Source organism: Rhodococcus sp. SJ-2, assembly GCF_053750035.1.
On record NZ_CM132340.1, the window covers coordinates 5,410,345 to 5,434,581 of the forward strand.

The following is a 24,237-nucleotide window of genomic DNA, read 5'->3' on the forward strand; positions in this document are numbered from 1 at the left end:
GTGACGGTGCGCTGCCCTGCGGCGAGGTCACCGGGTTGTCCCGCCCCCGCGCAATTCGTCGACCGCTGCCGCGAAACTGCGGCCACGCTGGGCATAGTCGACGAACATGTCGAGCGACGCGGCCGCGGGCGCCAGCAGGACGGCGTCCCCCGGTGCTGCGAGGGCGGCAGCCTCACGAACCGCGATGCGCATCGCCTCGGGTCCGCCGGCGCCGCGTGCGCTCACCCGACGGAGTTCCGGTGTGGCTCCACCATCCTGTCCGAGTTCGCTGCCGGGCTCGAGCCCGCTGTCCTGACTGCTCATTTCCCCATCGTCGCGCGTGTCGACCAGGACCACGGGGATGCCGGGGGCGTGTCGTGCCAGCGCGTCTGCAATCGAGTCCGCGTCGCGCCCGAGCAGAACGGCCCCGGTCAGTCGCGAGGCAACGTCGACGACCAGGTCGTCGACGCGCGCGCCCTTGAGGAGTCCGCCTGCTATCCACACAACCGCATCGCGCGCGAGAAGGGAGCTTCGGGCCGCGTGTGGATTGGTGGCCTTCGAGTCGTCGATGTAGTCGACGCCGTCGACGGTGCCCACCGGTGCGGCACGGTGCGGCCCGACCTGGTGCCTACGCAGCCCGTCGTGTACCGCCGCTTCCGGTACGTCGATCGCGCGGGCCAATGCTGCAGCCGCCAGCGCGTCGGACAGACCGGCCGGTCCTGCCGGGGTCACGTCGGTCACCGACGCGAGGACGGCGGAGTCGGCGAAGGCTCGGTCGACGAGCACGTCTCCGCTGATGCCGAGTTGACCTGCGTCCGGGTATCCGAGGGTGAACCCGACAGTGAGGACGGACCGGGACCGCTCGCGGAGTCCACCGGCGATCGGGTCGTCGAGTCCGAGGATCCCAACCGCGCCGGTGAGTGCGCCGAGCTTGGCGTCGATGTAGTTCTCGATGCCGCCGTGCCAGTCGAGGTGGTCTTCGGCGATGTTGAGGATGACTCCGGCCGCTGGTCGCACGGATGGGGCCCAGTGGAGTTGGAACGACGACAGTTCGACAGCAAGGACGTCGGCCCTCCGGTCGTCACGGCGCAACGCATCCAGTACGGGCAGGCCGATGTTGCCGCATGCCACGGAGGAGATGCCTGCCGATTCGAGGATCGCGTGCAGCATCATCGTCGTGGTGGTCTTGCCGTTCGTCCCGGTTACGACGAGCCATCGTCGGGCGGGGCCGTAGAGCTCGGCCTGGTCGATCCGCCACGAGAGTTCGATGTCGCCCCAGATCGGAACAGCGGCGCCCGCCGCACGCGAAAGCAGTGGCGCGTCGGGCGGGAATCCGGGACTGGTGACGACGAGGGCGTAGTCGCGCATGGACGCAGCGTCGTCGAGCGCCGCGGTGTCGAGCAGGGTGTCGAGTTCGACGGTCTCTGCACCGAGCTCGGCCGAGCGTGCCAGTGCCTCGGGATTGCGGTCGGTGACGGTGACGCGGGCCCCGAGGTCGAGCAGTGGCCTGATGGTGGCGCGGCCCGAGATTCCGGCGCCTGCGACGAGAACGCGCGCACCCCGCAGTCGCTGCAGTTCATCCGTCACGATGTCAGTCTCCGATCGCCGCGAGGTACTCGCTGTAGAACAGGGCGAGGCCCATGGCCGAGGCGATTCCGGCAAGCAACCAGAATCTGATGATCACCGTGGTTTCGGCCCATCCGCCGAGTTCGAAATGGTGATGGAACGGTGCCATCCGGAACACGCGGCGTCTGCTGGATCTGAAGACCGCCACCTGGATGACCACCGAGGCGGCCTCGGCGACGAACAGTGCGCCGATGACGACCATGAGAAGTTCGGTGCGGGTGGTCACAGACAGACCCGCGAGCATGCCGCCGAGAGCGAGCGAACCGGTGTCGCCCATGAAGATCTTCGCGGGAGCTGCGTTCCACCACAGGAACCCCAGGCAGGCCGCGCCACCTGCTGCGCACAGCAGTGCCAGGTCGAGCGGGTCGCGCACGTCGTAGCAGCCGGCTGTGGGCTCGACCGCACATGCGTTCCGGTACTGCCAGAAGGTGATGATCACGTAGGAACCGAGTACGAGTGCCATCGACCCTGCGGCGAGGCCGTCGAGGCCGTCCGTGAGGTTCACCGCGTTCGACCAGGCGCTCACAAGTAGGTAGACGAACAAGATGAAGACGATCGATCCCATCGACACCGTCGCGATGTCACGCACGTACGACAGATCGGTGCTCGCCGGGGACAGACCATCGGAATTGCGGAACTGAAGTGCCAGGATGCCGAACGCCACCGCGACGATGAGCTGCCCGACCAGTTTCGCGGTCTTGTTCAGGCCCAGATTGCGCTGTTTGCGGATCTTGATGAAGTCGTCGAGGAACCCGACGCCGCCCAGTGCGGTGGTCAGTCCGAGTACCAGTAGTCCCGAGGCCGACGGTCCTTCTGCGTCGTATGCCAGGCCGATCAGGTGCGAGCCCCAATACCCCGCCCACAGACCCGCGAGGATTGCCACACCACCCATGGTGGGAGTGCCGCGCTTCGCCTGATGACTCTGTGGCCCCTCGACCCGGATCTCCTGACCGAAGCCTTGCCGGGAGAACGCCTTGATCAACACCGGCGTGAGCAGAATCGACACCGCGAGTGCGATACCCGCGGCGAATAGGATCTGTCTCACCGTGCAGCCTCCGTCTCCAGAACAGCGTTGTCATCTCCGAGCAGGGCCTCAGCTATCGACCACAGGCCGACCGACTGCGACGCTTTCACCAACACGATGTCGCCTGGGCCGATTTCGTCGCGTAGCAGCTCGATTGCTGCGTCGGCATCGAGCACGTGGCTTGCTTCCTCGCCCCAGGATCCTTCCATCACCGCACCCTGGAACAGACCCCGGACCGGTCTTGTCGCACCGACCGCGATGATGCGCGAGATGTCGAGGCGCACAGCGAACCGGCCGATTGCGTCGTGTTCGACGACGGATTCGTCGCCCAGTTCTCCCATTTCGCCGAGGACGGCGAAGGTCCGTCGTCTGGCCGGCCCGCTGCGGGCCACTGTTGCGAGTGCCTTCAGTGCGGCTCGCATCGAGTCCGGGTTCGCGTTGTATGCGTCGTCGATGACGGTGACTCCGTCGGCTCGGGTGGTGACGGCCATCCGATGGGCAGAGACCGGGGCCGCTCCGGCAAGGGCGGCGCCGGCCTGTTCCGGTGTGGCACCACATTCGAGCGCGATCGCGATCGCGGTGAGCGCGTTTCCGACCTGGTGCTCCCCGTGGACCGCAAGTGTGACGGGCAGGCGCTGCTCGGTTCCGGTCGCGCGGTCGGTGATCGCGAGGGTGAAGGTGGGTCGGGCGTCCCCGTCGAGGGTGATGTCGGTGGCCGCGACCTGGGCGCTACCGGAGCTTCCGACGGTGACCACCCGCGCGCGGGTCCGCGCTGCCATGCGTGCTACCAGTGTGTCGTCAGCGTTGAGGATGGCGATGCCACCGTCGGCTTCGTCCGGGAGCGCTTCGACGAGTTCCCCCTTGGTCTGCGCGATCACCTCCCGCGAACCGAACTCACCGAGGTGGGCTGTGCCCACGTTGAGGACTGCACCGATCCTCGGTGGGGCGATCTGCGCGAGGGCTGCGATGTGTCCCGGTCCACGCGCCGACATCTCGAGTACGAGAAAGCGGGTGTCTCGGGTGGCGCGCAGCGCAGTCCAGGGGTGTCCGAGTTCGTTGTTGAAGGAACCCGGTGGTGCAACGACGGGCCCGAGAGGTGCGAGGACCGCTGCGATGAGGTCTTTCGTGGAAGTCTTCCCGGACGACCCGGTCACTCCGATCACGGTCAGTCCGTCGTCGACGAGCTCGTCGACGACTGTCCTGGCGAGTTTCGCAAGGCCGCTGAGGACAGCCGCACCGGATCCGTCCGGATCGTGCTCGAGGGCCAGGGCGTTGGTCTCGGCTGCGGGAATGGATGGGACGACGATGGCGGGCACACCCACCGGTCGCGCCGCGAGGACGGCGACCGCGCCCGCGTCGACCGCGGCCGCTGCATGATCATGGCCGTCGGTCTTCGCACCGGGCAGCGCGAGGAACAGGCTGCCCTCGGCAATCCGTCGGGAATCGAACTCGACTGTGCCGGTGACTTCGACAGCCGGGTCGTCGACATCGTGCAGGGTGCCCCCGACTGCCTCCGCGATCCGAGCCAGTGTCATCGGGATCATTCCGTGCCTCCGCTGCGCTGATGCCGTTCGATCGCTGCCGCGAGTACCTCGCGATCGTCGAACGGATGCTTGACTCCGTCGATTTCCTGGCCCCGCTCGTGGCCCTTGCCCGCGACGAGCACAACGTCGCCGGGACGCGCCCACGCGACCGCTGCTTCGATCGCAGCGGCCCGGTCGCCGATTTCCCGGATCTCACCCTGAGAGCCGTGCTCGAGTGCTCGGGCTCCCTCGAGGACCGCGGCCCGAATCGCTGCAGGATCCTCGGTGCGAGGGTTGTCGTCGGTGACGACGAGCAGCTCGGCCGAGGCCGCAACCGCACCCATGAGCGGACGTTTTCCGCGATCACGATCACCACCAGCGCCGACAACGACGGCAATACGTCCCGTCGTGCTGCGCCGCAGTGTGGAGATGACAGCTTCGAGCGCCGCCGGTTTGTGCGCGTAATCGACGACCGCAAGAAAACCCTGTCCGCAGTCCACTCGCTCGACGCGGCCCGGGACGTCGACGCTCGCGACTCCACGAGCAGCCACGTCGGGGTCGACTCCGACCGCAGAGCAGAGGGCAACTGCGAGCGCCGCGTTGGCGACGTTGTACCGCCCGGGCAACCGCACGCTCACTCGATGGGTCCGTCCTTCGGGGTCGGTCAAACCGAATTCCTGGGTGCCTGCGGGATCTGATTCGGCGTCGGTCACCGACCAGTCCGCACCCGCGCCCCGGGTCTCACTGGTCGACACCGTCCGTACGCCGGCGGGATCGCCGTCGTTCGCAGAGCGCGCGATCTCGGCCATGCGTATGCCCCAGTCGTCATCGACGCATACGACGGCGCGGTGTGCTCGAACAGGCGAGTCCGGCGCGAACAGGCGTGCCTTTGCGGCAAAGTAATCGTCGAGATCCTTGTGGAAGTCGAGGTGATCCTGTGACAGGTTCGTGAACCCACCGACCGCGAAATCGGTGGCGGCAACGCGACCGAGAGCAAGGGCGTGACTCGATACTTCCATCACTACCGTGTCGACGCCGTGTTCGAGCATGGTTGCGAACAACGCGTGGAGTTGCGGGGCTTCGGGGGTGGTCAGTGCGCTGGGTACTCGCTGGCCTGCGATTCGCGTCTCGACTGTGCCGACGAGACCGGTGACCCGCCCCGCGGCACCGAGGCCCGCTTCGACGAGATACGCCGTCGTGGTCTTGCCCGACGTTCCGGTGATTCCGATGACCTGCATCCGTTCGGACGGGTGTCCGTAGACCGTGGCCGATGCGAGGCCGAGTACGGCGCGGGGCTCGGGATGCACGAGCACCTGTACCGGGCCGGCCCCTCGAGCTGTGGTAGCGATCGCCTCGGCCCCTGCCGCGTCGGTGAGGACGGCTACGGCACCGCGATCGAGTGCGGCGCCGACGAAGGCGGCCCCGTGCGCGCGAGCACCCGGCAAAGCGGCGAAGAGGTCGCCCGGTCGGATCCGTTGGGCATTCAGATCGATCCCGGTCACGACCGCGCCTGCCTCCGCGGCACCGTCGGAGGCGGCATCGGATCCAACCGCGAGGAGGTCGGCGCCGATGGTGTCGGCCAGATCCCGAAGGGACGTCATCGGCGGATTCTCGGGTCGGCGTCCCTCCGCGAGGGGAGACGGATCCGGACTCGATGGCACAGGTACAAGTTCCTCTCTTGCGGCATCCCGCTGCTGCTCTCGATCGGTGCCTGACTACACCGCAGTGTCACGTTACCGACGTGTCAGGTTACCCAGACCGCAAGGCTGCACCGACACCCGTCCGAGCTCCCGGCGACGATATGAACATCAGGATTCAATCGGCCTGGAGAATCAGCTTGCCACCCGGTTCCGGCGACAACGGCACTGCGGCACGCTGCAGGAGCCACGAGGCGATATCTCGGAACAGTGGAGCCGCGGACTGGCCGCCGGTACCGTCCGAGCTGCGCGTGGGCGCATCGAGCATGATCCCGATCACGTACTTCGGATCGTCCGACGGAGCGATGCCCGCGAAGGTGATCCAGTAGTCCGAGTTCGAGTAGCACCCACAGTTGGGGTCGATCTGCTGGGCGGTACCGGTCTTACCTGCGATCTGGTACCCCTCGATCGCTGCCTGCGCCCCCGTCCCCTGCTGATTTCCCGTATCGGATTGGACGACCGACCGGAACATATCGCGCACCGTAGCTGCTGTCTGCGGACTCACCACCCGGACCGGATCGGGCGATTCCGTTTCGGTGCGGGTGCCATCGGGACCGATCGTCGCGTCGACGATGCGGGGCGGAATGCGCTCACCGTCGTTGGCGATCGCCTGATAGATCCCGGTCATCTGCAGCAGTGTCATCGACAGTCCCTGCCCGATCGGAAGGTTCGCGAACGTACCACCCGACCACTGCTCTCGGCTGGGCACCAATCCGGCGGACTCACCGGGAAGGCCCACCTCGGTGCGCTGACCGAGGCCGAACAGGTCGAGCATCTCGGCGAACCTGTCTTCACCGATGCGTTCTGCGAGCATGAGTGTGCCCACATTGGAGGACTTCCCGAAGATTCCCGTGGTGGTGTACGGCACGACGCCGTGGTCCCAAGCGTCCTTGACCGTGACACCCGACATATCGATGCTGCCGGGGACCTGCAGGACCTCGTCGGGTGTCGTGAGTCCGTCCTCGATCGCCGCAGCAGCAGTGATGATCTTGTTCACCGATCCGGGTTCGAACGGTGAGGCGACCGCCGGGTTGCCTTGCTCTGCCGAAGGCGGATTGTTGGCGACACCGATGGAGGGGTCGAACGTGCTGTCGTTGGACATCGCGAGTACCTCGCCGGTGTGCGCATCGAGCACCACCGCCGACGCGTTGTCGGCACCGGACAGATCTTTCGCTCGTTGCACCTGCTGCTGCACGTGGTACTGGATGTCGTTGTCGATCGTGAGCTCGACGGACGAACCGTTCACAGCGGGGTGCTGGTCGCGCCAACTTCCCGGAATAACCACACCGTCCGAACCGCGGTCGTAGGTGGACGATCCGTCGGTACCGGCGAGGACCGAGTCCATGGAGGCCTCGAGGCCGATCAGTCCGTACCCGTCCCACCCGGTCGCACCCACGATGTTCGCCGCGAGCGATCCGCCGGGATACAGCCGGATGTCCTGCCGTTCCAGCCCCACCATGCTGTATTCGTCGACGATGGCTGCCGCCACACCGGGATCCACCCCGCGAGCGAGATAGACGAATGTCTCGTCACTCTCGAGTTTCTCGAGCACCTCCTTCTTGGGTGCAGCGGCTCCGAGCGCATCGTGCAATGCGTCGGCCACTCCCTCGAGATACTCGGCGACCTCGGGCTGTGACGGGTCCTTCGCCCGGGCCTCGCTCAGTTCTTTCCGGACGCGCACAGGCTGGAACGTGATCGCTTTGGCTTCCATCGTGTAGGCGAGCGGATTACCGTTGCGGTCGCTGATCGTTCCGCGCGTTGCGGGTTCGACGAGTCGGGTCGTGCGCTGACTTGCTGCCTCTGCAGACAATGTCGGCGCTTGGAACAGTTGGATCGACAACAGTTGAGCGCCCGCGAGACCGAGGATTGCGAAAACCGCCCAGAGACCGAGTTTGTTTCGGAACTGGAACGCCGTGGTGTCGGTGCGACGGCGGCTCGGGCGCCATCCTGCACCCCTCGATGCGGGCCGACGCCTGGGAGCACTACCGCGCGGCCGAGCCGCACGGCGAGGGGTGGCGCCGTTCCTCACCGTTGTCCGGCCTCCGATCCCAACGGCTCACCAATCCGGGAAGCCTCGGGTTGCGGCAGTTCACTCACAGGCACCGATTGTTCCGCTTCTTCGGGAAGAACCGTGACATTCTCGGGCTGCGGCGCGGCGCCACCTTCCCGGCCTCCCGCGCCCGCGGCGGCCTCAGGCCCAGGACCGGCGGGAGCGCCGGGCGCAGGCTCACCGACAGGGGTCTGCGCTGCCGGCACGGAGGCGCGCGGCGCCTCTGCTGCCGCCGCGGCCCGGCTTTCGGGGTCCACCGCTTCAGGCGATTCCACAGCGTCTCGAGGTGCAGGCTGCTCGCCCGACGGCGACAACGGACGGGGATTCTCACGCCCGGCGCTGCCTGCAAGCGGAGGTTGCACATCGCCCCGCGGCTCCGGGGCATTCAGCGGCGCCGGCGGTGCACCCTGCGCGGCCACCGGTTCACCGACGACTTGCACCGAGCCGTCCTCGCCCACAACGAGCCTCGTTGCCTGCCCCGCGGGGATCATGCCGAGTTCTGCGGCATGCTGCGCGAGTACCGGAGCTGTCAGACCCGCTTCCACGTCACGCTGCAGCACTGCTCGCTGCTGAAGGAGACTCTCGTTGTACGCGCGGGCAGCACCGAGCTCGTAGGAGTCCTCCGCAGCCCGTGTCGTCAGAAGCAGGGTCACCATCATCCCGACCGCGAGCAGCGCAATGATGCTCGCGACGAACGGAATGCGTGTCGCGACACGGCGCGCACCGGTGGTGCGCCCGCGAGTCTCGGCCGGGGAGACCAGCTGTGCAGCCCGCTGATTGCGGCGCTGGTAGGCACGCTGCGCTGCCGTCGATCGAGCCTGCCGAGGTCGGGGCGGGGATGGCACCTGCAGGGTCATCTTCTACCTCCTGGCAATTCGTTCCGCGGCACGCAGCCGGACGGGCGCCGAGCGTGGATTCTTGTCGATCTCGTCGTCGGACGCGCGCTCTGCGCCCCGTGTGAGGATGCGAAGTTCCGGGCCCATTCCGGGCAGCTCCACCGGAAGCCCCTCAGGACTGCGGGATTTCGAGCGCGGTGCGAGCTCCTGCTTGACGACACGGTCTTCGAGGGACTGGTAGGACATGAACACCACTCGCCCCCCGATCGCGAGGGAATCGAGTGCCTCCGGAATCGCGCTGCGCAACGAATCGAGCTCGCCGTTGACCTCCACTCGAAGGGCCTGGAAGGTGCGCTTGGCGGGGTGCCCGCCGGTGCGTCGCGATGCGGCGGGAATCGTCCGGTACAGCAATTCGACGAGCTCGCCACTGTTCCGGAAGGGCGACTTCTCACGAGATCGCAGGATCTCGGACGCGATCTTCCCGGCGAATCGCTCCTCGCCGTAGGTACTGAGGATTCGGGCGAGATCACCGTGGCCATAGGTGTTGAGCACGTCGGCGGCCGTGATCCCGATGGTGGGATCCATCCGCATGTCCAGCGGCGCATCCTTCGAATAGGCAAATCCGCGTTCGGCCTCATCGAGCTGCATCGACGACACGCCGAGATCGAACAGGATTGCGTGCACCGACCCGACTCGGTCGAGGCCCACCCCTTCGAGCGCGTCGGCAATACCGTCGTAGCGGGTGTGGACGAAGTCGGTGCGGCCGGAGAACTCGGCCAAACGTCCGCGCGCAATATCGAGGGCGTCGGGATCCCGGTCGAGCCCTACCAGCCTCAGGCCGGGAAAGGTGCGCAAGAAATGCGCGGAGTGACCACCCAGCCCGAGAGTCGCATCGACGTACACCGCCCCGGCCCCGCCGGGACCTGCTGCCTCGATCGCCGGCCCCAGCAGCTCTATGGCGCGGTCGAGCAGTACCGGAACATGGCCGAAGCCATCAGTGTCGGTCGTTTCGGCGTCATCCTCGCCGTCCACCATGTGGTCCTCCGAAATCCTGCTCGTTCGATGCGGGCCACGCGGGCCGTTCGATTTTGGTGGTCGGTCGGATGGTCTGGATACGGCGGCGGCGAATGCCAGGAGGTCTCTGTCCGATCCCGGAGACCTGACACTGGGGAAGTGTGTCAGGGCTTCCGTTCCGTACCTGGCGCCGGGGAAGTGCGTCAGGGTCGGTCCCGGGCAGAGGCCTCACGGCACTCGCCGCGCAGAGCCGAAGAATCGTCACAATATGTCGCGAAGTACCTCGTCCCTTGCTTCGGAGAAACCCTCCTCGTGCTCGGCCAGGTATGCCTCCCACGACTCGGCGTTCCAGATCTCGAGATAGTTGACAGAACCGATCACAACGCAGTCCTTGGTGAGCCCCGCGTATGTCCGATGCGACATGGACAACGTGATGCGGCCTTGCGAATCGGGACGCTGTTCATCCGTGCTCGCCGCGAGGTTTCGCAGGTAGGCACGCATGCTGGGGTTGCTGCGAGACGCTGCCGCCGCCCGTTCCGCGAGCGCGGTGAATTCATCGCGTGGATACACGGTCAGGCTGTGATCCTGCCCTTTGGTGATCATCAACCCTCCCGCCAGTTCATCTCGATACTTCGCAGGCAGAGTGAGCCTGCCCTTGTCGTCCAACTTCGGCGTGTAGGTGCCGAGAAACACCCGGAACCTCCCGCCTTGCCGGACGGACTCTGTGTCGTGCGACGAGGACTCTCTCGCTCCCCGCCGCGCCCCACAGTACCCCACTTCACCCCACGAATATCCGATTAACAGGCGTCCGATCGGCGTGTTGTTCTTGAAATTCCTGGTCAGCGGACGTGGCGGAGGTGGGGCACCGTGCGCGCCTGTGACGGTTACCGCGCTCGCACCCGCCTGTGACGTGCGCCCGGGAACATCGAAACGCAGGAAATTGCAGGTCCGCCTGGTGGGGGGCGACACCGAAACAGACAGATTGCGTTGCAGTGGGGCGCAGTGGGGTTGATGAGACCGGCCGGGTGGGTCGTATGCCCCACCGGCAAGGGAACACCCCACACATACAGGAAGGGCGCGACCCCCATGGGTCGCGCCCTTCCTGTATGTGTGCGCGGTGTGCGCGTCAGATCACTCTTGTTCGAAGCGACGCCGGAACCGCTCCTCCATCCGGTGGGTGAAGCCCTCCGAAGACTTCTTCCGACCACGAGTGGAAGCCTTACCGCGCTTTCCGGAATCCGCTCCGCTGGATGCGGCACCCGATGCGGATCGATGCCGTCCGTCGACCAGCACGAGAACTCCCGCACCGAACATCACGAGAAACCCGAGCAGGCTGATGATCGGGAACCCACCCGGCTTGACCGGTAGGGCAACTCCCGCGATAAGCAACGACAAACCCAATACGAACAGTGCGCCGGCCTGCAGCCGCCGCCTGTTGGACGCCATACCCAGTCGCTTTCCGCGAACGGTCGAGGCGAACTTGGGATCCTCAGCATAGAGCGCGCTCTCGATCTGATCGAGCATGCGCTGCTCGTGCTCGGAGAGTGGCACGGTACCTCCCCCGGCACTAAACGGTGGCCGCCGGACCCGGTGGGACGAATCCGGCGGGGCGCCGACATCACGGCCGCCTGAGTCAATGATACGAGCACATTTCCTCCGGGACCACCAACTACGAAAGTTGGTTCGATCTCCCGGGTCGAAAAGTACCGTTCGGCCAGGGGCCGAGGTCACATGCGAGACCCGGTTCCGCTCTCAGCGGACAAATAGCTCTCGACGTCGTGCAGGAAAAGTCCGACCTTGTCGAAGAAGGCCGATGCGTCTTCCGTATCGACAACCCGCTGCACCCCGGCCTCGACCGCGGCGCGCGCAGCTGATCGATCAGCGAAAAAATCTGCCCAGCCGGCGAACGATTCATCAGCGCGCATCATCATCACCCAGGCGTTTCGGGTCGCGGGCCTCCGTTTGGGACGTTGAGCCGCCCTCAGTTCCGCGGCTGCAACCACTGCGCCTGCGCCGCGCAATGCGGCGAGATAGGACAAGCGGAACCGTTCGCCGGGCGCGTCTGCACCTGCAGCTCCGGACAGGAGTTCGTCTGCCTTGCGCAACAGCGACGCAGCGCGGGCCGACATGGTCGGCCCCACACAACCCGCGAGGGCAGGCCCCCCGGCGGACCTATGTGATCTTGATCTCGAGGTGTTCGGGGCTGCCATGGCTCGTGCACCTTCCTGCCCTGCCGCAGTGCGGCTCCGGCCCGGACGATCCGGGGATGTTCGCTTCCCTCGAACATCCCCGGATCACCGGCATCGAACATAGGTTCGACGTATTCAATATAGCTGGACCCACCGACACGTCGTCAAGGGAAGGCGGTCTCCGTCCCCATATGAGCACTGACCCGAATCGGCACGACCCGAAGCCGGTACTCGTCGACCTCACCCCCACGGAGTTCCGGACCCACCTGCCCGATCTCCTGTCCGTCTACGTCACCGCCATGCGATATCCCCGAGGCACCGAACACCACCGCGCGCCGATGTGGTCGGAGCACGCCGATCGCGACGGCTGGCGCGCCGTCGCCGCAATGATGCCGGGCGACCCCAGTACTTTCGTCGGGATCGCCTACGGCTACCACGGGCACCCCCATCAGTGGTGGCACCAGCAGGTACGCGCCGGGATGCGGCACTCGGGAATGTCCCCGGACTCGATCGACGCGCTGCTCCGCGATTACTTCGAACTGACCGAACTGCACGTTCGGCCCGACGCTCAGGGCCATCGCATCGGCGAGGCACTCCTGCGACGATTGCTCCTGGATCGCCCAGAGGAGGCGGTCATGCTGTCGACACCCGAGATCGCAGAAGAAGACAACCGCGCGTGGCGTCTCTACCGGCGTTTCGGCTTCCGCGATGTGGTCCGGCGGTTCGTCTTCACCGGGGACGCTCGCCCCTTCGCTGTTCTCGGTCGCGCGCTCCCGATCGACGCGGCCCCCTCCAAGGCACCGCGATGACCGTCACAGGTAGTTCGGTGCTCGACGCCGTCGTCATCGGTTCCGGGCACAACGCACTCGTCTCGGCCTGCTACCTGGCACGCGAAGGCTGGTCGATCGAGGTCGTCGAGCGCGACACCGTCATCGGCGGCGCAGTCTCGACCGTGGAGCGATTCCCCGGATACGCGGTCGACCGCGGGTCGTCGGCTCACATCATGATCCGGCACTCCGGCATTCTCGAGGAACTCGATCTTGCTTCGCACGGCCTGCGGTACATCGATTGCGATCCGTGGGCATTCGCCCCGCCTCCGGCGGGGAGCGGCCGACCCGGCATCGTCTTCCGACGCGACCTCGATCACACCTGCGCATCGATCGAGGCGGCCTGCGGGGAACGCGACGCCGAGGCATACCTCCGCTTCGTGCGCGAGTGGGGTCCGCGCACAGCTGCGGTCATGAGATCGTTCGCGGCGCCACCGACCGCCCGTCATCTCGTCCCGTCGTTCCGTGGGCTCGACCTCGGCGGGGGTGCTCTCGACCTGTCACGGCGATTCCTCACCTCCGGTGATGCCCTCCTCGACGAATACTTCGACGACGAACCGCTCAAGGCCGCACTTGCCTGGTTCGGTGCACAGTCCGGGCCACCGATGTCCGAGCCGGGCACTGCACCCATGGTCGGATTCGCTGCACTGATGCACACGTTGCCGCCCGGACGACCTGTCGGCGGCAGTGGTGCTCTCACACAGGCCCTGACGTCCAGGCTCGCCTCCGACGGAGGCACCGTGACGTGCGGCGACGCCGCGGTAGAGATCCGTCGGTCCGGCGAGATCTGGACGGTCCGCACAGAGTCCGGGCGAATCATCAGCGCCCGAACCGTCATCGCCGGATGCCACATTCTCACCACACTCGACATGCTCGAACAGGGTGGATTCGATGCCTCGCGGATCGGCGCGTGGAGACGACGGATTCGCGTCGGTCCCGGCATAGGCATGGTGCTCCGACTCGGCACCGATTCGCTTCCCCGTTATCGCGGCGCACCCGGTGACGGCGGTGACACCACCGGTCTGCAACTGCTCGTCGACGACCGCGCTCAGCTTCGTCTCGCGCACGGCGCGGCGCTTGCAGGAGAGTTGCCGCCGACGCCCGCTGTCCTGGCGATGAGCTTCTCCGCGCTCGACCCGTCGATCGCACCGTCCGGGGAACACCAGATCACTCTGTGGTCACAGTGGTACGCCTACCGGCTCGGCAATGGACGTACCTGGCGGTCGGAAGCCGCAGCCGAGACCGACCGGATCATCGCCGAGATGGAGACCCGGGCCCCCGGTTTCACCGCGGGTATCCGCCATATACACACGCAGACGCCCGAAGACATCGAACGTGAAATGGGGCTGATCGGCGGCAACGTCATGCACGTGGAGATGGCACTCGATCAGATGTTCTTCTGGCGTCCTGTCCCCGAGCTGTCCGGCTACCGCGTGCCGGGTACGTCCGGGATGTATCTCACAGGTGCATCGATGCATCCCGGAGGCGGCGTGTCGGGATCGAGCGGCCGCAGCGCCGCACGCGTCGCACTCGCTGACAGCGGTGGCGGCCTGCTGCGCAGAACACTCGGCCGGCTCGCACGGTGATCCGGAGGTCCACGCGAGAACCCGACGACGCGCCGGATCCGACCCGATGGTCAGAACGCACGACGTCGGCCTGGCACCATATCCCTGTGCCGCCGTCCTCCACATCCGTTCGCCCCGCAGCCGTCCCTCGCCAGGCCATCGCCCGCAGGGTCATCGCCGCCTTCGCACTTCTGATCCTGATGGTTCCCGCTCTCACCGGATGCCTTCGTGTCCAGACGTCCATGGGAATCTCGTCCGATGATCGGGTCTCCGGCCAGGTCGTCGCGGCGACGATCCCGATCGACGAGAACGACAAGGGCCCCGAACTCACCGTTCCCTCGGCCCTGGCCGGAAAAGTGCGCGTTCAAGAGTACGCACAGGACGGTTATGTCGGCAGCCAGGTCTTCTTCAGCGACCTGACCTTCGGCGACGTGCAGCAACTCGCGACCATGTCGGATCAGAGCGCCGGATCCTTCCAACTCTCCCTGCAGCGTGCAGGCGACCTCGTGTCGCTCACCGGGCGGGTCGATCTCGAAGCGGCCCCTGAACGCGGCACCGACGTCCAGTTCACTATCGCCTTTCCCGCGCGTGTGGCCACCACCAACGGCGACCGCGAGTCCGATTCGATCGTCTCGTGGAAACTCCCCGCAGGTGAAGTGAGCACGCTGCGCGCAGAAGTGCGTTACTCCGACCCCAACACCCGCGGATTTGCGGGATGGGCCGGGATCGTGGCCGGCGGCGCCACGGCCGTCACGCTCCTGATCGGCGCATTGGCCTGGTTCACTCGCAATCCCTCTGCCACACGACCGTCATCGAACGGTCGAAGCCGGTCCTGACCAGCACAACCGCCCAAAGATACGGCCGTCAGGCCGGTTGCGCCGCAGGTGCAGGCATTTCGATGCCGAGGCGCGTGAGCACCTCACTGGTGGCCCGCGCGAAATTCAGCGTGATGAAGTGCAGACAGGGAGCACCCTCGGCGATGAGGCGTTCGCACATCTCGGTGGCCACATCGATGCCGACCTCGCGCACAGCTGCCCGGTCCTCGTCCGGCCCGTAACCGGCTGCCCGCACGAGACGCTCCTCGAGCGCCACTGGGAGCTTCGATCCGGACAACTCCAAGCTACGGCGCGCCGATCGCAGCGAGGTGATCGGCATGATCTCGGGGATGATCGGCTTGGCGGCCTGCTCTGTGTCGAACGCGGCGACGCGGTCGCGCAATCTCAGATAGTGCTCCACGTCGAAGAACATCTGGGTAATGGAGTATTCGGCACCCGCGCGGAGCTTGTTCACCAGAAACCGGGTGTCGTGATCGAGGTCGGGTGAACGATGATGCCCCTCGGGGAACGAGGCCACCCCGACATGGAAGTCACCGAGGTCGCGTACGAGTCGCACCAGTTCGTCGGCGTGTGCGAGCCCCTCGGGGTGCTGTTCCCACTCACCGAGCGGGTTGCCGGGCGGGTCGCCGCGCAGCGCCAGAATATTCGTGATGCCGCGATCCGCATACGCACCGACCATCGCCCGAAGTTCGTCGACGCTGTGTCCGACAGCGGTCAGGTGCGCCACCGGCAGCAGCGTCGTCGCTTCCGCGAGTTCGCCGGTCACGCGGACTGTTCGGTCGCGCGTGGAACCTCCCGCACCGTACGTCATCGAGACGAACGCAGGGCCGAGCCGCTCGAACACCCGGACGGCGCGCCACAGTCGTGCCTCGGCGTCCGCGTCGCGCGGCGGGGAGAATTCGACAGAGAACGGAATCCGCCTGCCACGCAGATCGCCGAGGCGATGCACGATCGATGGCGTACGCGAATCACCATCTTGCTCGACTCGCTCGGCGCTGTCGGCCACCGCGCCCTCACCGGTCCCCCTGAAATCGACTACCACGCGTCCAGCATAGGGTGCGCCGACCAACGACCGGCCACCGGCGACGGCGAGGAGCGCCGGATAGGCTCGGTGTCGGTGCCGCGCGACCCGTCGCGCGACGCTCGACGCATTCGACCAGGAGGAATCCCCTGTCCACCGGACCCGCACCCGTGCCCCCCGTCCCGCTCCCCGAACTCGTCGAAGGCGCGCTGCGGCAGTTCTTCGATTCCAAGGCCCCCATCGTGGAGACCGTCGGTGGAGGTTACCCAGAGGCGGTCGCCGCGCTGGAGTCGTTCGTTCTCCGCGGAGGTAAGCGCATTCGTCCGTCGTTCGCGTGGTCCGGGTGGCTCGGTGCAGGCGGGGACCCGACCGGACCGCACGCCGGTGCGGTGTTACGGGCGTGCTCGGCACTCGAGCTGGTGCAGGCGGGTGCGCTGGTCCACGACGACATCATCGATGCGTCTACCACGCGTCGCGGCTTTCCCACCGTGCACGTCGATTTCGCCGGGCTGCACCGCGACAACGCGTGGCGTGGGGCGCCGGCAGAGTTCGGGCAGGCCGTCGCGATCCTGCTCGGCGATCTGGCGTTGGTGTGGGCGGACGACATGGTCCGCGAGGCCGGACTCCCCAGCGGGGCTGCAGCGCGGCTCGGCCCGGTCTGGGCGGCCATGCGCACCGAGGTCCTCGGTGGCCAGTACCTCGATATCGCGGGTGAGGCCGCAGCGGACGAGTCGGTCGAGGCCGCAGCCCGCGTCAACCGATTCAAGACCGCCGCGTACACGATCGAACGCCCACTGCATCTCGGCGCAGTTCTGGCAGGTGCCGACGAGTCGTTGATCGACGCGTACCGCCGTTTCGGCACCGATATCGGCCTTGCGTTCCAGCTGCGCGACGACCTTCTCGGCGTTTTCGGCGACCCGGCGGTCACCGGAAAACCGTCCGGCGACGACCTGCGCTCGGGCAAACGGACCGTGCTGTATGCGCTGGCACTGGAAGCCGCTGACGCCGACGATCCGATTGCCGCTGCGACCCTGAGGGAGTCGATCGGCACCGATCTGAGCGATCAGCAGGTCGAGCACATACGCAACGTGCTCGTCGAGGTCGGCGCTGTCGACAAGGTAGAGCAGCAGATCACCGCGCTCACCGAGCGGGCGTTCGCCACCCTCGGGTCCTCGGGGGCAACCGAGGAGGGCGCAGCACTCCTGCGGGAGGCGGCCTTGGCCGCGACGCGGCGCGCGGCGTGATGACCGTCCGTACCGTTCCCGACGCACAGCGAGTGGTCGTGGTGGGCGCTGGCCTGGCGGGACTGTCCGCTGCCCTGCACTTGCGTGGTGCCGGACGCGATGTGACCGTCCTCGAACGCTGCGATGCGGTGGGCGGCCGCGTCGGTGTCCACACCGGCCCCGGCTACGAGATCGACAACGGGGCGACCGTCCTGACGATGCCCGAACTGATCAACGACGCGCTCGCCGCCGTCGGAGCCGACCCGACCACCGTGCACCCGCCGCTGCACACCACTCGGCTCTCCCCCGCCTATCACGCCCGGTTCGCCGATGGCAGCACGCTCGACGTGCACTCGGATCCGGACTCGATGGTCGCCGAGGTCACCAGGGTGTGCGGCGCTGAGGAGGCGCGCCGATACCTGACATTGCGGCGATGGCTCGCGGACATCTTCGACACAGAATTCGACCGGTTCATGAACGCGAACTTCGATTCGCCGCTCGACCTGGTTTCCTCGCCGGGGGCCCTGTACGACCTGGTGAAACTTGTCCGGCTCGGCGGGTTCGGCAGGCTCGGTAAACAGGTGAACCGCCGGATACACGATCCTCGGTTGCGGAAGGTGTTCACCTTCCAGGCACTGTATGCGGGAGTGACACCGGCACGCGCCCTGGCGATATACGGCGCGATCCCGCACATGGACACCTCACTCGGTGTCTACGCCGTGGACGGGGGGATGCGTACCGTAGCCCGCGCGATGGCCGATGCCTTCGTTCGCGCAGGGGGCAGATTGCATCTCGGAGCCGACGTCACCGAACTGCGGTTCGCAGGTGATCGCGTCTGCAGCGTGCATACCGCGGACGGCAGCTGCTATCCGTGTGACGCTACGGTCCTGACCCCCGACCTGCCCGTAGTCGATGCGCTCCTGCCTCCCCCACGGTTCCGGAGGACACTCGCGTCCCCGTCAGCGGTCGTCCTGCACGGCACCGTACCCACCGCCGTCAGCAGGACGTGGCAGGCAGCGCACCATCACGTCATCGAGTTCGGTGCGCGGTGGGACGGCACCTTCCGCGACATCACCGCCCCCCGAGGGCGGGGACGGCTGATGACCGATCCATCGCTGCTCGTCACGCGGCCTGCACTGTCGGATCCGGACTTGTTGCTCCGCCGCAACGGAGCCGAGCACGAACCACTGTCCGTACTCGCGCCCTGCCCCAACCTCGAAAGCGCGCCGTTGGCGTGGGACGCGCTCGCAGGTCCTTACTCCAAGGAACTGCTCTCCACCCTGGACGCCCGCGGATACGCGGGAATCACCTCGGGATTCGACGTCGATCACATCGACACACCCGCGACGTGGGCAGCCAAGGGCATGTCGGCGGGTAGCCCCTTCGGAAGTGCCCACGTGTTCCGGCAGACGGGCCCGTTCCGTCGTCGCAACCTGGACCCGCGGCATCCCAATGTCGTTCTCGCGGGGTCCGGAACCGTGCCGGGTGTGGGAGTCCCTACGGTGTTGTTGTCAGGTCGGCTCGCTGCCGAGCGCCTCGGTGTCGGCCGGCAGTAGCACTGAGGTCCGCGCCACGCCGTCACCGAGGCGGACGCGCCGCCGTTTCCGGCTCCACTAAACTGTGTCATCGTTCTTGTCAGCTGCGCCCAGCACCAACGCGACTTCCGGGGGAGGAATCGTACCCATGTCGTCCCCTGCCGCTTCCGAAGCCGATCCCGGTGATCGGTCGGCCATCGAACCGGCAACGGAAATCCCGTCCCCGGAACCGCCCGGACGTCGTCGTAGTGCGGCCGAATTCCTTCGTGGCCCCGCCGGCAATGCGGCGGTCCTCGGAGCCTGCGGAGCGGCCTTCGTGACCTTCGGCAGCTTCGGTGCGGGCAGTGTTCGCCGTGTCGATCCGTTGCTCGAAGACATGTACCTCTCGTGGCTGCGATTCGGCCACGGTCATCTGCTCTCCACGATCATCATCTGGATCGGTGTCCTGCTGATGATCGGTGCTTGGGTCCGGCTGGGGCGTGCCGTGCTTGCCGACCGAGCATCGGTCCGCGACCTCTGGAAGGTCCTGCCCACGTGGACCGTTCCACTGCTGGTCGCCACCCCGATGTTCAGCCGGGACGCCTACTCGTATCTTGCCCAGGGCGCCATGTTGCGCGAGGGTTTCGATCCGTACTCGGAGGGCCCCGTCGTCAACCCGGGCCTGTTACTCGACAACGTCAGTAACGTCTGGACAACGACGACCACTCCGTATGGTCCGGTCCATCTGCTGCTCGGAGCAGGCATCACATCGATCACCGGCGACAACGTCGTGTCCGGCACGTGGCTGTGGCGTCTACTCATGCTGCCCGGTCTGGTGCTGATGGCCTGGGGCGTGCCCCGACTCGCACGCCGGATGGGCGGCAATCCCACCGTGGCGTTGTGGCTTGCGGTCCTCAATCCGCTCGTCCTCGTACACCTCGTCGGGGGTGTGCACAACGAGTTGCTGATGGTCGGACTGATGCTTGCCGGGATCGTGCTCGTGCTCGAAGGACGCCATCTCAGTGGCTTCGCGCTGGTATCGCTGGGCGCCGCCATCAAGGCCACCGCTGGACTCGCGCTGCCCTTCCTGGTGTGGGTGTGGATGATCCATGAACGCGACCGCGCGCTCGCAGAAGGCCGCGAACCCCCCTCCCCCATCAAATCGTTCGTCAAGACAGTCGGCATCGGGGTCGCGGTCTTCGTCTTCGTCTTCGGTGGTACCTCGCTGATCGCCGGAGTCGGCATCGGGTGGCTGACAGCACTGTCCGGATCGTCGAAGATCATCAACTGGCTTTCGCTTCCGACGATGATGGGCCATGCGATCACCTGGTTCACACCGTGGCGTCTGGGTTCCGTACTCGACGTGACCCGGATGCTCTGCATGATCGCTCTCGGCATCATCCTGGTCTACGCATGGTGGCGCTTCCGCCGCTCCGAACGCGACGCCGTCCTCGGCATCGTCATCGCACTCACGGCCGTGACGCTTCTGTCGCCGGCTGCGTTGCCCTGGTACTACTCGTGGCCACTTGTCGTGGCGGCAGCATTCAGGATGTCGACACGCACCCTGATGATCTTCGTCGCATTGTCGACGTGGCTGATGCTGATCTTCAACCCGGACGGCTCGATCGGGATGTACAACATCGCACACGTTGCACTCGCTGTATTCGCTGCAGTCGTCGCCGCGCTCTCGTTGCGCAGTCCCGACCCACTGCATCTGCGCACGGCCACGCGGTGAGAACGGGCGTGCCTGCACCACGCCTGCGCACCGAGCGTGGTCCGCTCGCACCCGGCCACCTCGACGAAGCGTTCGCGTACTGCGCGTCGCTGACCGCCGCGCACGGTCGCACTTACGACCTCGCCGCGCGGTTGCTGCCGAAGGAGCGGCGGCGAGCCGTGCACGCCCTCTACGGTTTCGCGCGCATCGTCGACGACATAGTCGACGTCACCGCTGTCGATGATCCGGCTGCGGCTGTGCGCGGGGTCGATGACGCGGACACACGTCTACATCAGGCCCTCGAGGGCAATCCTGGGATACCCGACCCGACCGGCCTGGTGGTCCGGGCACTCGCCGCCACCATCGATCGCTACGACATCCCTGTGAGGTATTTCGAGGCCTTCCTCCGGTCGATGCGCATGGACATCCCAGGTACCAGCGAACACCGTGTCCGGTATCGCGACATGGCAGAGCTGCGCGAGTACATGTACGGGTCGGCCGCGGTGATCGGCCTGCAGTTGCTCACAGTGTTCGGCGTCGAGGACGTCGACAGGGCCGGGCCGTATGCGAGTGCGCTCGGCGAAGCGTTCCAGCTCACCAATTTCATCCGTGACGTCGGTGAGGACCTCGAGCGCGATCGCGTGTACCTGCCGAACGATCTGTGGGCGGCATTCGGTGTCGACGACGACCTGCTCCGCGCGAGCAAAAGCCACCGTCGCCCCGATCCTCGGGTACGACGCGCCCTCGCACACGCCGTTGCCTTGACCAGGGACCGCTACCGCGAGGCCGAACCCGGCCTTGACCTGCTTCCCCGCCGCGTCCGGCCTGGAATCCGCACCGCGTTCGTGCTGTACAGCCGAATCCTCGACGAGGTCGAGCACAGCGGTTACCAGGTCCTGGATCGACGCGTGGCGGTCCCGCGCCGCACGCGGACGTCCGTCGCGGTGATGCAGGCGGCTTCGGGCGCGATAGCGGGACGACCCTGGAAGCACTCACCCCGTGTGCAGGAAGGCCGATCGTCCTAGAATGCCGACGACTGCGCCCGCCTGATCACTTCCCTCATCGAATCGGTGTGCAACGCGTTGATGGCGTTTCCGCCGGGGAGAGTGTCGTCCTCCCGGAACATCCATTCCAGAATCTCTGTATCGGTGAATCCCCCGTCGTGGAGCACCGCGATGAGTCCCGGAAGGCCCTTGGCGATCGCTCCGGTGCCGTCGAAGAACACCTCGGGGACAACCGGAACGCGGTCTCGTTTGAACGCGATCAGCTGGCGGTCGCGCAACAGCTGATGAACGCGTGTGATGGCGAGGTCGAGTTGCTTGGCCACGTCGACGAGCTGCAGGACGGGAACGGTCCGGTCGAGGACGTCGTCGCAGTACGGAATAGTGCTCACCGTTCCACCGTATCGCCGATGCATGGAGGGCACGTACGCGACCACCTGCCGGCACCATGACTACGATCGACAGGGACGAAATCGGGACACAGAGACACGGGGGTACACCGGGTGACCGCTGGAGGCGACCATGTGGTCGGCAAGCTCCTCGACCGGCGCTATCTGATCGAAGCACGGATTGCCCGCGGTGGCATGTCGACCGTGTACCGCGCGACCGATCAACGTCTCGATCGTCCGGTCGCGGTGAAGGTCATGGACCATCAGTTCGCTGCCGACCCCCAATTCCTCGCGCGGTTCGAGTTCGAGGCCCGGTCGGTGGCGCGACTCAACCATCCGGGTCTCGTCGCGGTGTACGACCAGGGACAAGATGGTGACGACGTGTTCCTCGTCATGGAACTCGTCGAAGGAGGCACACTTCGCGAGCTACTTCGCGAGCGCGGACCCATGCCTCCGCACGCCGCCGCTGCTGTGGCAGCGCCCGTGCTCGGTGCGCTCGCGGTGGCTCATCGTGCCGGCCTCGTGCACCGCGACGTCAAGCCCGAGAACATCCTCATCTCCCGGAACGGCGAGGTGAAGATCGCCGATTTCGGGCTTGTCCGTGCAGTCGCGGCCGCGAATACGACATCGCGCAGTGTGATCTTGGGTACGGCCGCGTACCTCTCGCCGGAGCAGGTCACAACCGGTAATGCCGACGCGCGCAGCGACGTGTACTCGACCGGTGTACTGATTTTCGAGATGCTGACCGGACGCACCCCTTTCACTGGCGACACGTCACTGTCGGTTGCGTATCAGCGTGTCGAGAAGGACGTACCCGATCCCGGTACATGGATCGACGGTGTTCCGGAAGAATTCGACACGCTGGTACGTCGTGCGACAGAGCGTGAGCCGGACGAACGATACGCCGATGCGGGTGCGATGGCCGATGCCCTCACCGACCTCAGCGACGCACTCGATCTTCCTCGCTACCGGGTCCCGGCGCCCCGGAAATCCGCGATCACCGCGAAGACTGCTGTCTCGGCCCCCGCGCCGCCGTCGCCGCTCACGCCGAACGCGGTTCCCGAGACCACCGCGATCAGGCCACAGGCTGCGGCTACCGCGGATGCGGCCCCGACCGTTGTCCATCATGCGGCGGCTTCGCCGATCCCGCAAGGCCACGCCCAGCCGCAGCACACCAAGGTCGTCACGCGAGAGCACACCCGAGACGAAATCCAGGGACGTCACGATGGTGGCTCCGGAGCCGGCGACGGTACGCAGGTCGATTACCGCGCACACCGACGCGCCTCCCGACGCACCACCACCGGCTGGATCGTCGGGATCGTCGTACTCGCACTGCTCATGGGCCTGGCCGGATGGTGGCTCGGATCGGGGCGGATGATCGACATTCCTGCGGTACAGGGCATGGATGCTGCCGCGGCCGCCGCAGCCGTCGAGACGGCAGGCGCGGCCGTGGTGACCCGCGGTGAGTACTCGGACGCGGTTCCGATCGACACGGTGCTCGGTACCGATCCGGCGGTGGGTTCGCAGGTTCCGCGCGGCGATACCGTCGCGCTGCTCGTGTCGTTGGGGCGACCGACGGTACCGGGAGTCCCCGGAGGGGGCGACCGGAACACGGTCGAGGACGAACTGCGGCGGCGCACGTTCGAACCGGTCGACGGCGGGACGGCGTTCAGCACATCGGCCCCGGAGGGGTCGGTCGCGGCGCTCGATCCCGCCCCGGGCACCGTGCTCCCGGTCGGCGCGAAGGTCGAGGTGATTATCAGCAAGGGTGCCGCGCCAGTGGAACTTCCGGATCTGGAGGGCCGGACGGTCGACGCCGCGCGCGCAGCACTCGAGAAGGTCGGCCTGACAGTCCAGGACGAACGAGAGGTGTTCGATCCCGATGTCGACGCGGGCCGGGTATCCGGAACCGATCCGTCCGAGGGTGACCGGGTCGGAGCGGGCGGCACGGTGACACTGCTCGTGTCGAACGCGGTGAAGGTGCCGTCGATGATGGGGCGTTCGGTCGGGTCTTCACGAGACGAACTGGCGCGGCTGGGACTGGATGTGGAAGTGCGACAGCTCGCCGACTCGGACCGATCCGTGGTGATCGGGCAGAGCCCCGGCGCCGGGAGCCGAACCGAACCGGGCACTACGGTCGTGCTGACCGCCGTGCCCTGATCCGTTCTGCTCCACGGTCCTCTGTGGGCCCGCCGGACGGACCCCTATC

20 protein-coding genes are annotated in these 24,237 nt (G+C 66.7%); 8 read left to right on the plus strand and 12 right to left on the minus strand.

Annotated elements, in window-relative coordinates; genetic code table 11:
• Nucleotides 1–27: 27 nt before the first annotated feature.
• The 10 genes from murD to ACSYG9_RS25305 form a co-directional block, all read right to left on the minus strand.
• A complete protein-coding gene (gene murD, locus ACSYG9_RS25260) occupies nucleotides 28–1,566 on the minus strand; it encodes a UDP-N-acetylmuramoyl-L-alanine--D-glutamate ligase (protein WP_454840383.1) in 1,539 nt (512 codons plus the stop codon).
• Between the two features lie 4 nt (nucleotides 1,567–1,570).
• Nucleotides 1,571–2,650, minus strand: a complete 1,080-nt coding sequence (gene mraY / locus ACSYG9_RS25265) for a phospho-N-acetylmuramoyl-pentapeptide-transferase (protein ID WP_169686417.1) — start codon at nucleotides 2,648–2,650, stop codon at nucleotides 1,571–1,573.
• Entirely contained in the window at nucleotides 2,647–4,173 is a 1,527-nt protein-coding gene (locus ACSYG9_RS25270; protein ID WP_440125035.1) for a UDP-N-acetylmuramoyl-tripeptide--D-alanyl-D-alanine ligase, read from the minus strand. Before ACSYG9_RS25270 ends, mraY begins: the two co-directional genes overlap by 4 nt.
• Entirely contained in the window at nucleotides 4,170–5,753 is a 1,584-nt protein-coding gene (locus ACSYG9_RS25275; RefSeq protein WP_440125036.1) for a UDP-N-acetylmuramoyl-L-alanyl-D-glutamate--2,6-diaminopimelate ligase, read from the minus strand. Before ACSYG9_RS25275 ends, ACSYG9_RS25270 begins: the two co-directional genes overlap by 4 nt.
• A 214-nt stretch (nucleotides 5,754–5,967) precedes the next feature.
• Entirely contained in the window at nucleotides 5,968–7,878 is a 1,911-nt protein-coding gene (locus tag ACSYG9_RS25280; RefSeq protein WP_440125037.1) for a penicillin-binding transpeptidase domain-containing protein, read from the minus strand.
• Entirely contained in the window at nucleotides 7,875–8,756 is an 882-nt protein-coding gene (locus ACSYG9_RS25285; protein WP_440125038.1) for a hypothetical protein, read from the minus strand. The genes ACSYG9_RS25280 and ACSYG9_RS25285 overlap by 4 nt, the downstream gene beginning before the upstream one ends.
• A gap of 3 nt (nucleotides 8,757–8,759) precedes the next feature.
• Nucleotides 8,760–9,770, minus strand: coding sequence for a 16S rRNA (cytosine(1402)-N(4))-methyltransferase RsmH (gene rsmH, locus ACSYG9_RS25290; protein ID WP_440125039.1), 1,011 nt, complete (start codon nucleotides 9,768–9,770; stop codon nucleotides 8,760–8,762).
• Between the two features lie 240 nt (nucleotides 9,771–10,010).
• The gene (gene mraZ, locus ACSYG9_RS25295) at nucleotides 10,011–10,442 is read right to left on the minus strand and encodes a division/cell wall cluster transcriptional repressor MraZ (protein WP_440125040.1); all 432 of its coding nucleotides are present in this window, start codon (nucleotides 10,440–10,442) and stop codon (nucleotides 10,011–10,013) included.
• A 438-nt stretch (nucleotides 10,443–10,880) separates the two neighbouring features.
• Complete coding sequence (locus tag ACSYG9_RS25300; RefSeq protein WP_440125041.1) at nucleotides 10,881–11,300, minus strand: DUF3040 domain-containing protein; 420 nt, start codon at nucleotides 11,298–11,300, stop codon at nucleotides 10,881–10,883.
• Between the two features lie 176 nt (nucleotides 11,301–11,476).
• On the minus strand, nucleotides 11,477–11,878 hold the full coding sequence (locus tag ACSYG9_RS25305; protein ID WP_454840387.1) for an SAV_6107 family HEPN domain-containing protein: 402 nt from the start codon (nucleotides 11,876–11,878) through the stop codon (nucleotides 11,477–11,479).
• Between the two features lie 251 nt (nucleotides 11,879–12,129).
• On the opposite strand from ACSYG9_RS25305, the gene ACSYG9_RS25310 reads away from it, so the two are divergent.
• From ACSYG9_RS25310 to ACSYG9_RS25320, 3 genes are all read left to right on the plus strand, one after another.
• A complete protein-coding gene (locus tag ACSYG9_RS25310) occupies nucleotides 12,130–12,747 on the plus strand; it encodes a GNAT family N-acetyltransferase (protein WP_440125043.1) in 618 nt (205 codons plus the stop codon).
• Complete coding sequence (locus tag ACSYG9_RS25315; protein WP_440125044.1) at nucleotides 12,744–14,351, plus strand: NAD(P)-binding protein; 1,608 nt, start codon at nucleotides 12,744–12,746, stop codon at nucleotides 14,349–14,351. The genes ACSYG9_RS25310 and ACSYG9_RS25315 overlap by 4 nt, the downstream gene beginning before the upstream one ends.
• Nucleotides 14,352–14,530: 179 nt before the next feature.
• Nucleotides 14,531–15,166 carry an LppM family (lipo)protein gene (locus ACSYG9_RS25320; RefSeq protein ID WP_454843038.1) on the plus strand — a complete coding sequence of 212 codons (636 nt, stop codon included), beginning with the start codon at nucleotides 14,531–14,533 and terminating at the stop codon, nucleotides 15,164–15,166.
• Between the two features lie 28 nt (nucleotides 15,167–15,194).
• Here ACSYG9_RS25320 and ACSYG9_RS25325 read toward each other — a convergent pair whose 3' ends face one another.
• Complete coding sequence (locus ACSYG9_RS25325; RefSeq protein WP_454843039.1) at nucleotides 15,195–16,115, minus strand: methylenetetrahydrofolate reductase; 921 nt, start codon at nucleotides 16,113–16,115, stop codon at nucleotides 15,195–15,197.
• A 242-nt stretch (nucleotides 16,116–16,357) separates the two neighbouring features.
• On the opposite strand from ACSYG9_RS25325, the gene ACSYG9_RS25330 reads away from it, so the two are divergent.
• From ACSYG9_RS25330 to ACSYG9_RS25345, 4 genes are all read left to right on the plus strand, one after another.
• Nucleotides 16,358–17,431, plus strand: coding sequence for a polyprenyl synthetase family protein (locus tag ACSYG9_RS25330; RefSeq protein WP_440125045.1), 1,074 nt, complete (start codon nucleotides 16,358–16,360; stop codon nucleotides 17,429–17,431).
• Nucleotides 17,431–18,966, plus strand: coding sequence for a phytoene desaturase family protein (gene crtI / locus ACSYG9_RS25335; protein WP_440125046.1), 1,536 nt, complete (start codon nucleotides 17,431–17,433; stop codon nucleotides 18,964–18,966). The genes ACSYG9_RS25330 and crtI overlap by 1 nt, the downstream gene beginning before the upstream one ends.
• Before the next feature lie 127 nt (nucleotides 18,967–19,093).
• A complete protein-coding gene (locus ACSYG9_RS25340) occupies nucleotides 19,094–20,659 on the plus strand; it encodes an alpha-(1->6)-mannopyranosyltransferase A (RefSeq protein WP_440125047.1) in 1,566 nt (521 codons plus the stop codon).
• 8 nt (nucleotides 20,660–20,667) lie between these two features.
• Nucleotides 20,668–21,663, plus strand: coding sequence for a squalene/phytoene synthase family protein (locus ACSYG9_RS25345; RefSeq protein ID WP_440125048.1), 996 nt, complete (start codon nucleotides 20,668–20,670; stop codon nucleotides 21,661–21,663).
• On the opposite strand, the gene ACSYG9_RS25350 is transcribed toward ACSYG9_RS25345, so the two are convergent.
• Nucleotides 21,660–22,031: an Rv2175c family DNA-binding protein gene (locus ACSYG9_RS25350; protein WP_454840390.1), complete on the minus strand. Its 372-nt coding sequence runs from the start codon at nucleotides 22,029–22,031 to the stop codon at nucleotides 21,660–21,662. The genes ACSYG9_RS25345 and ACSYG9_RS25350 overlap by 4 nt on opposite strands.
• A 111-nt stretch (nucleotides 22,032–22,142) precedes the next feature.
• On the opposite strand from ACSYG9_RS25350, the gene pknB reads away from it, so the two are divergent.
• Complete coding sequence (gene pknB / locus ACSYG9_RS25355; protein WP_454840392.1) at nucleotides 22,143–24,188, plus strand: Stk1 family PASTA domain-containing Ser/Thr kinase; 2,046 nt, start codon at nucleotides 22,143–22,145, stop codon at nucleotides 24,186–24,188.
• The last annotated feature ends 49 nt before the right edge of the window (nucleotides 24,189–24,237 follow it).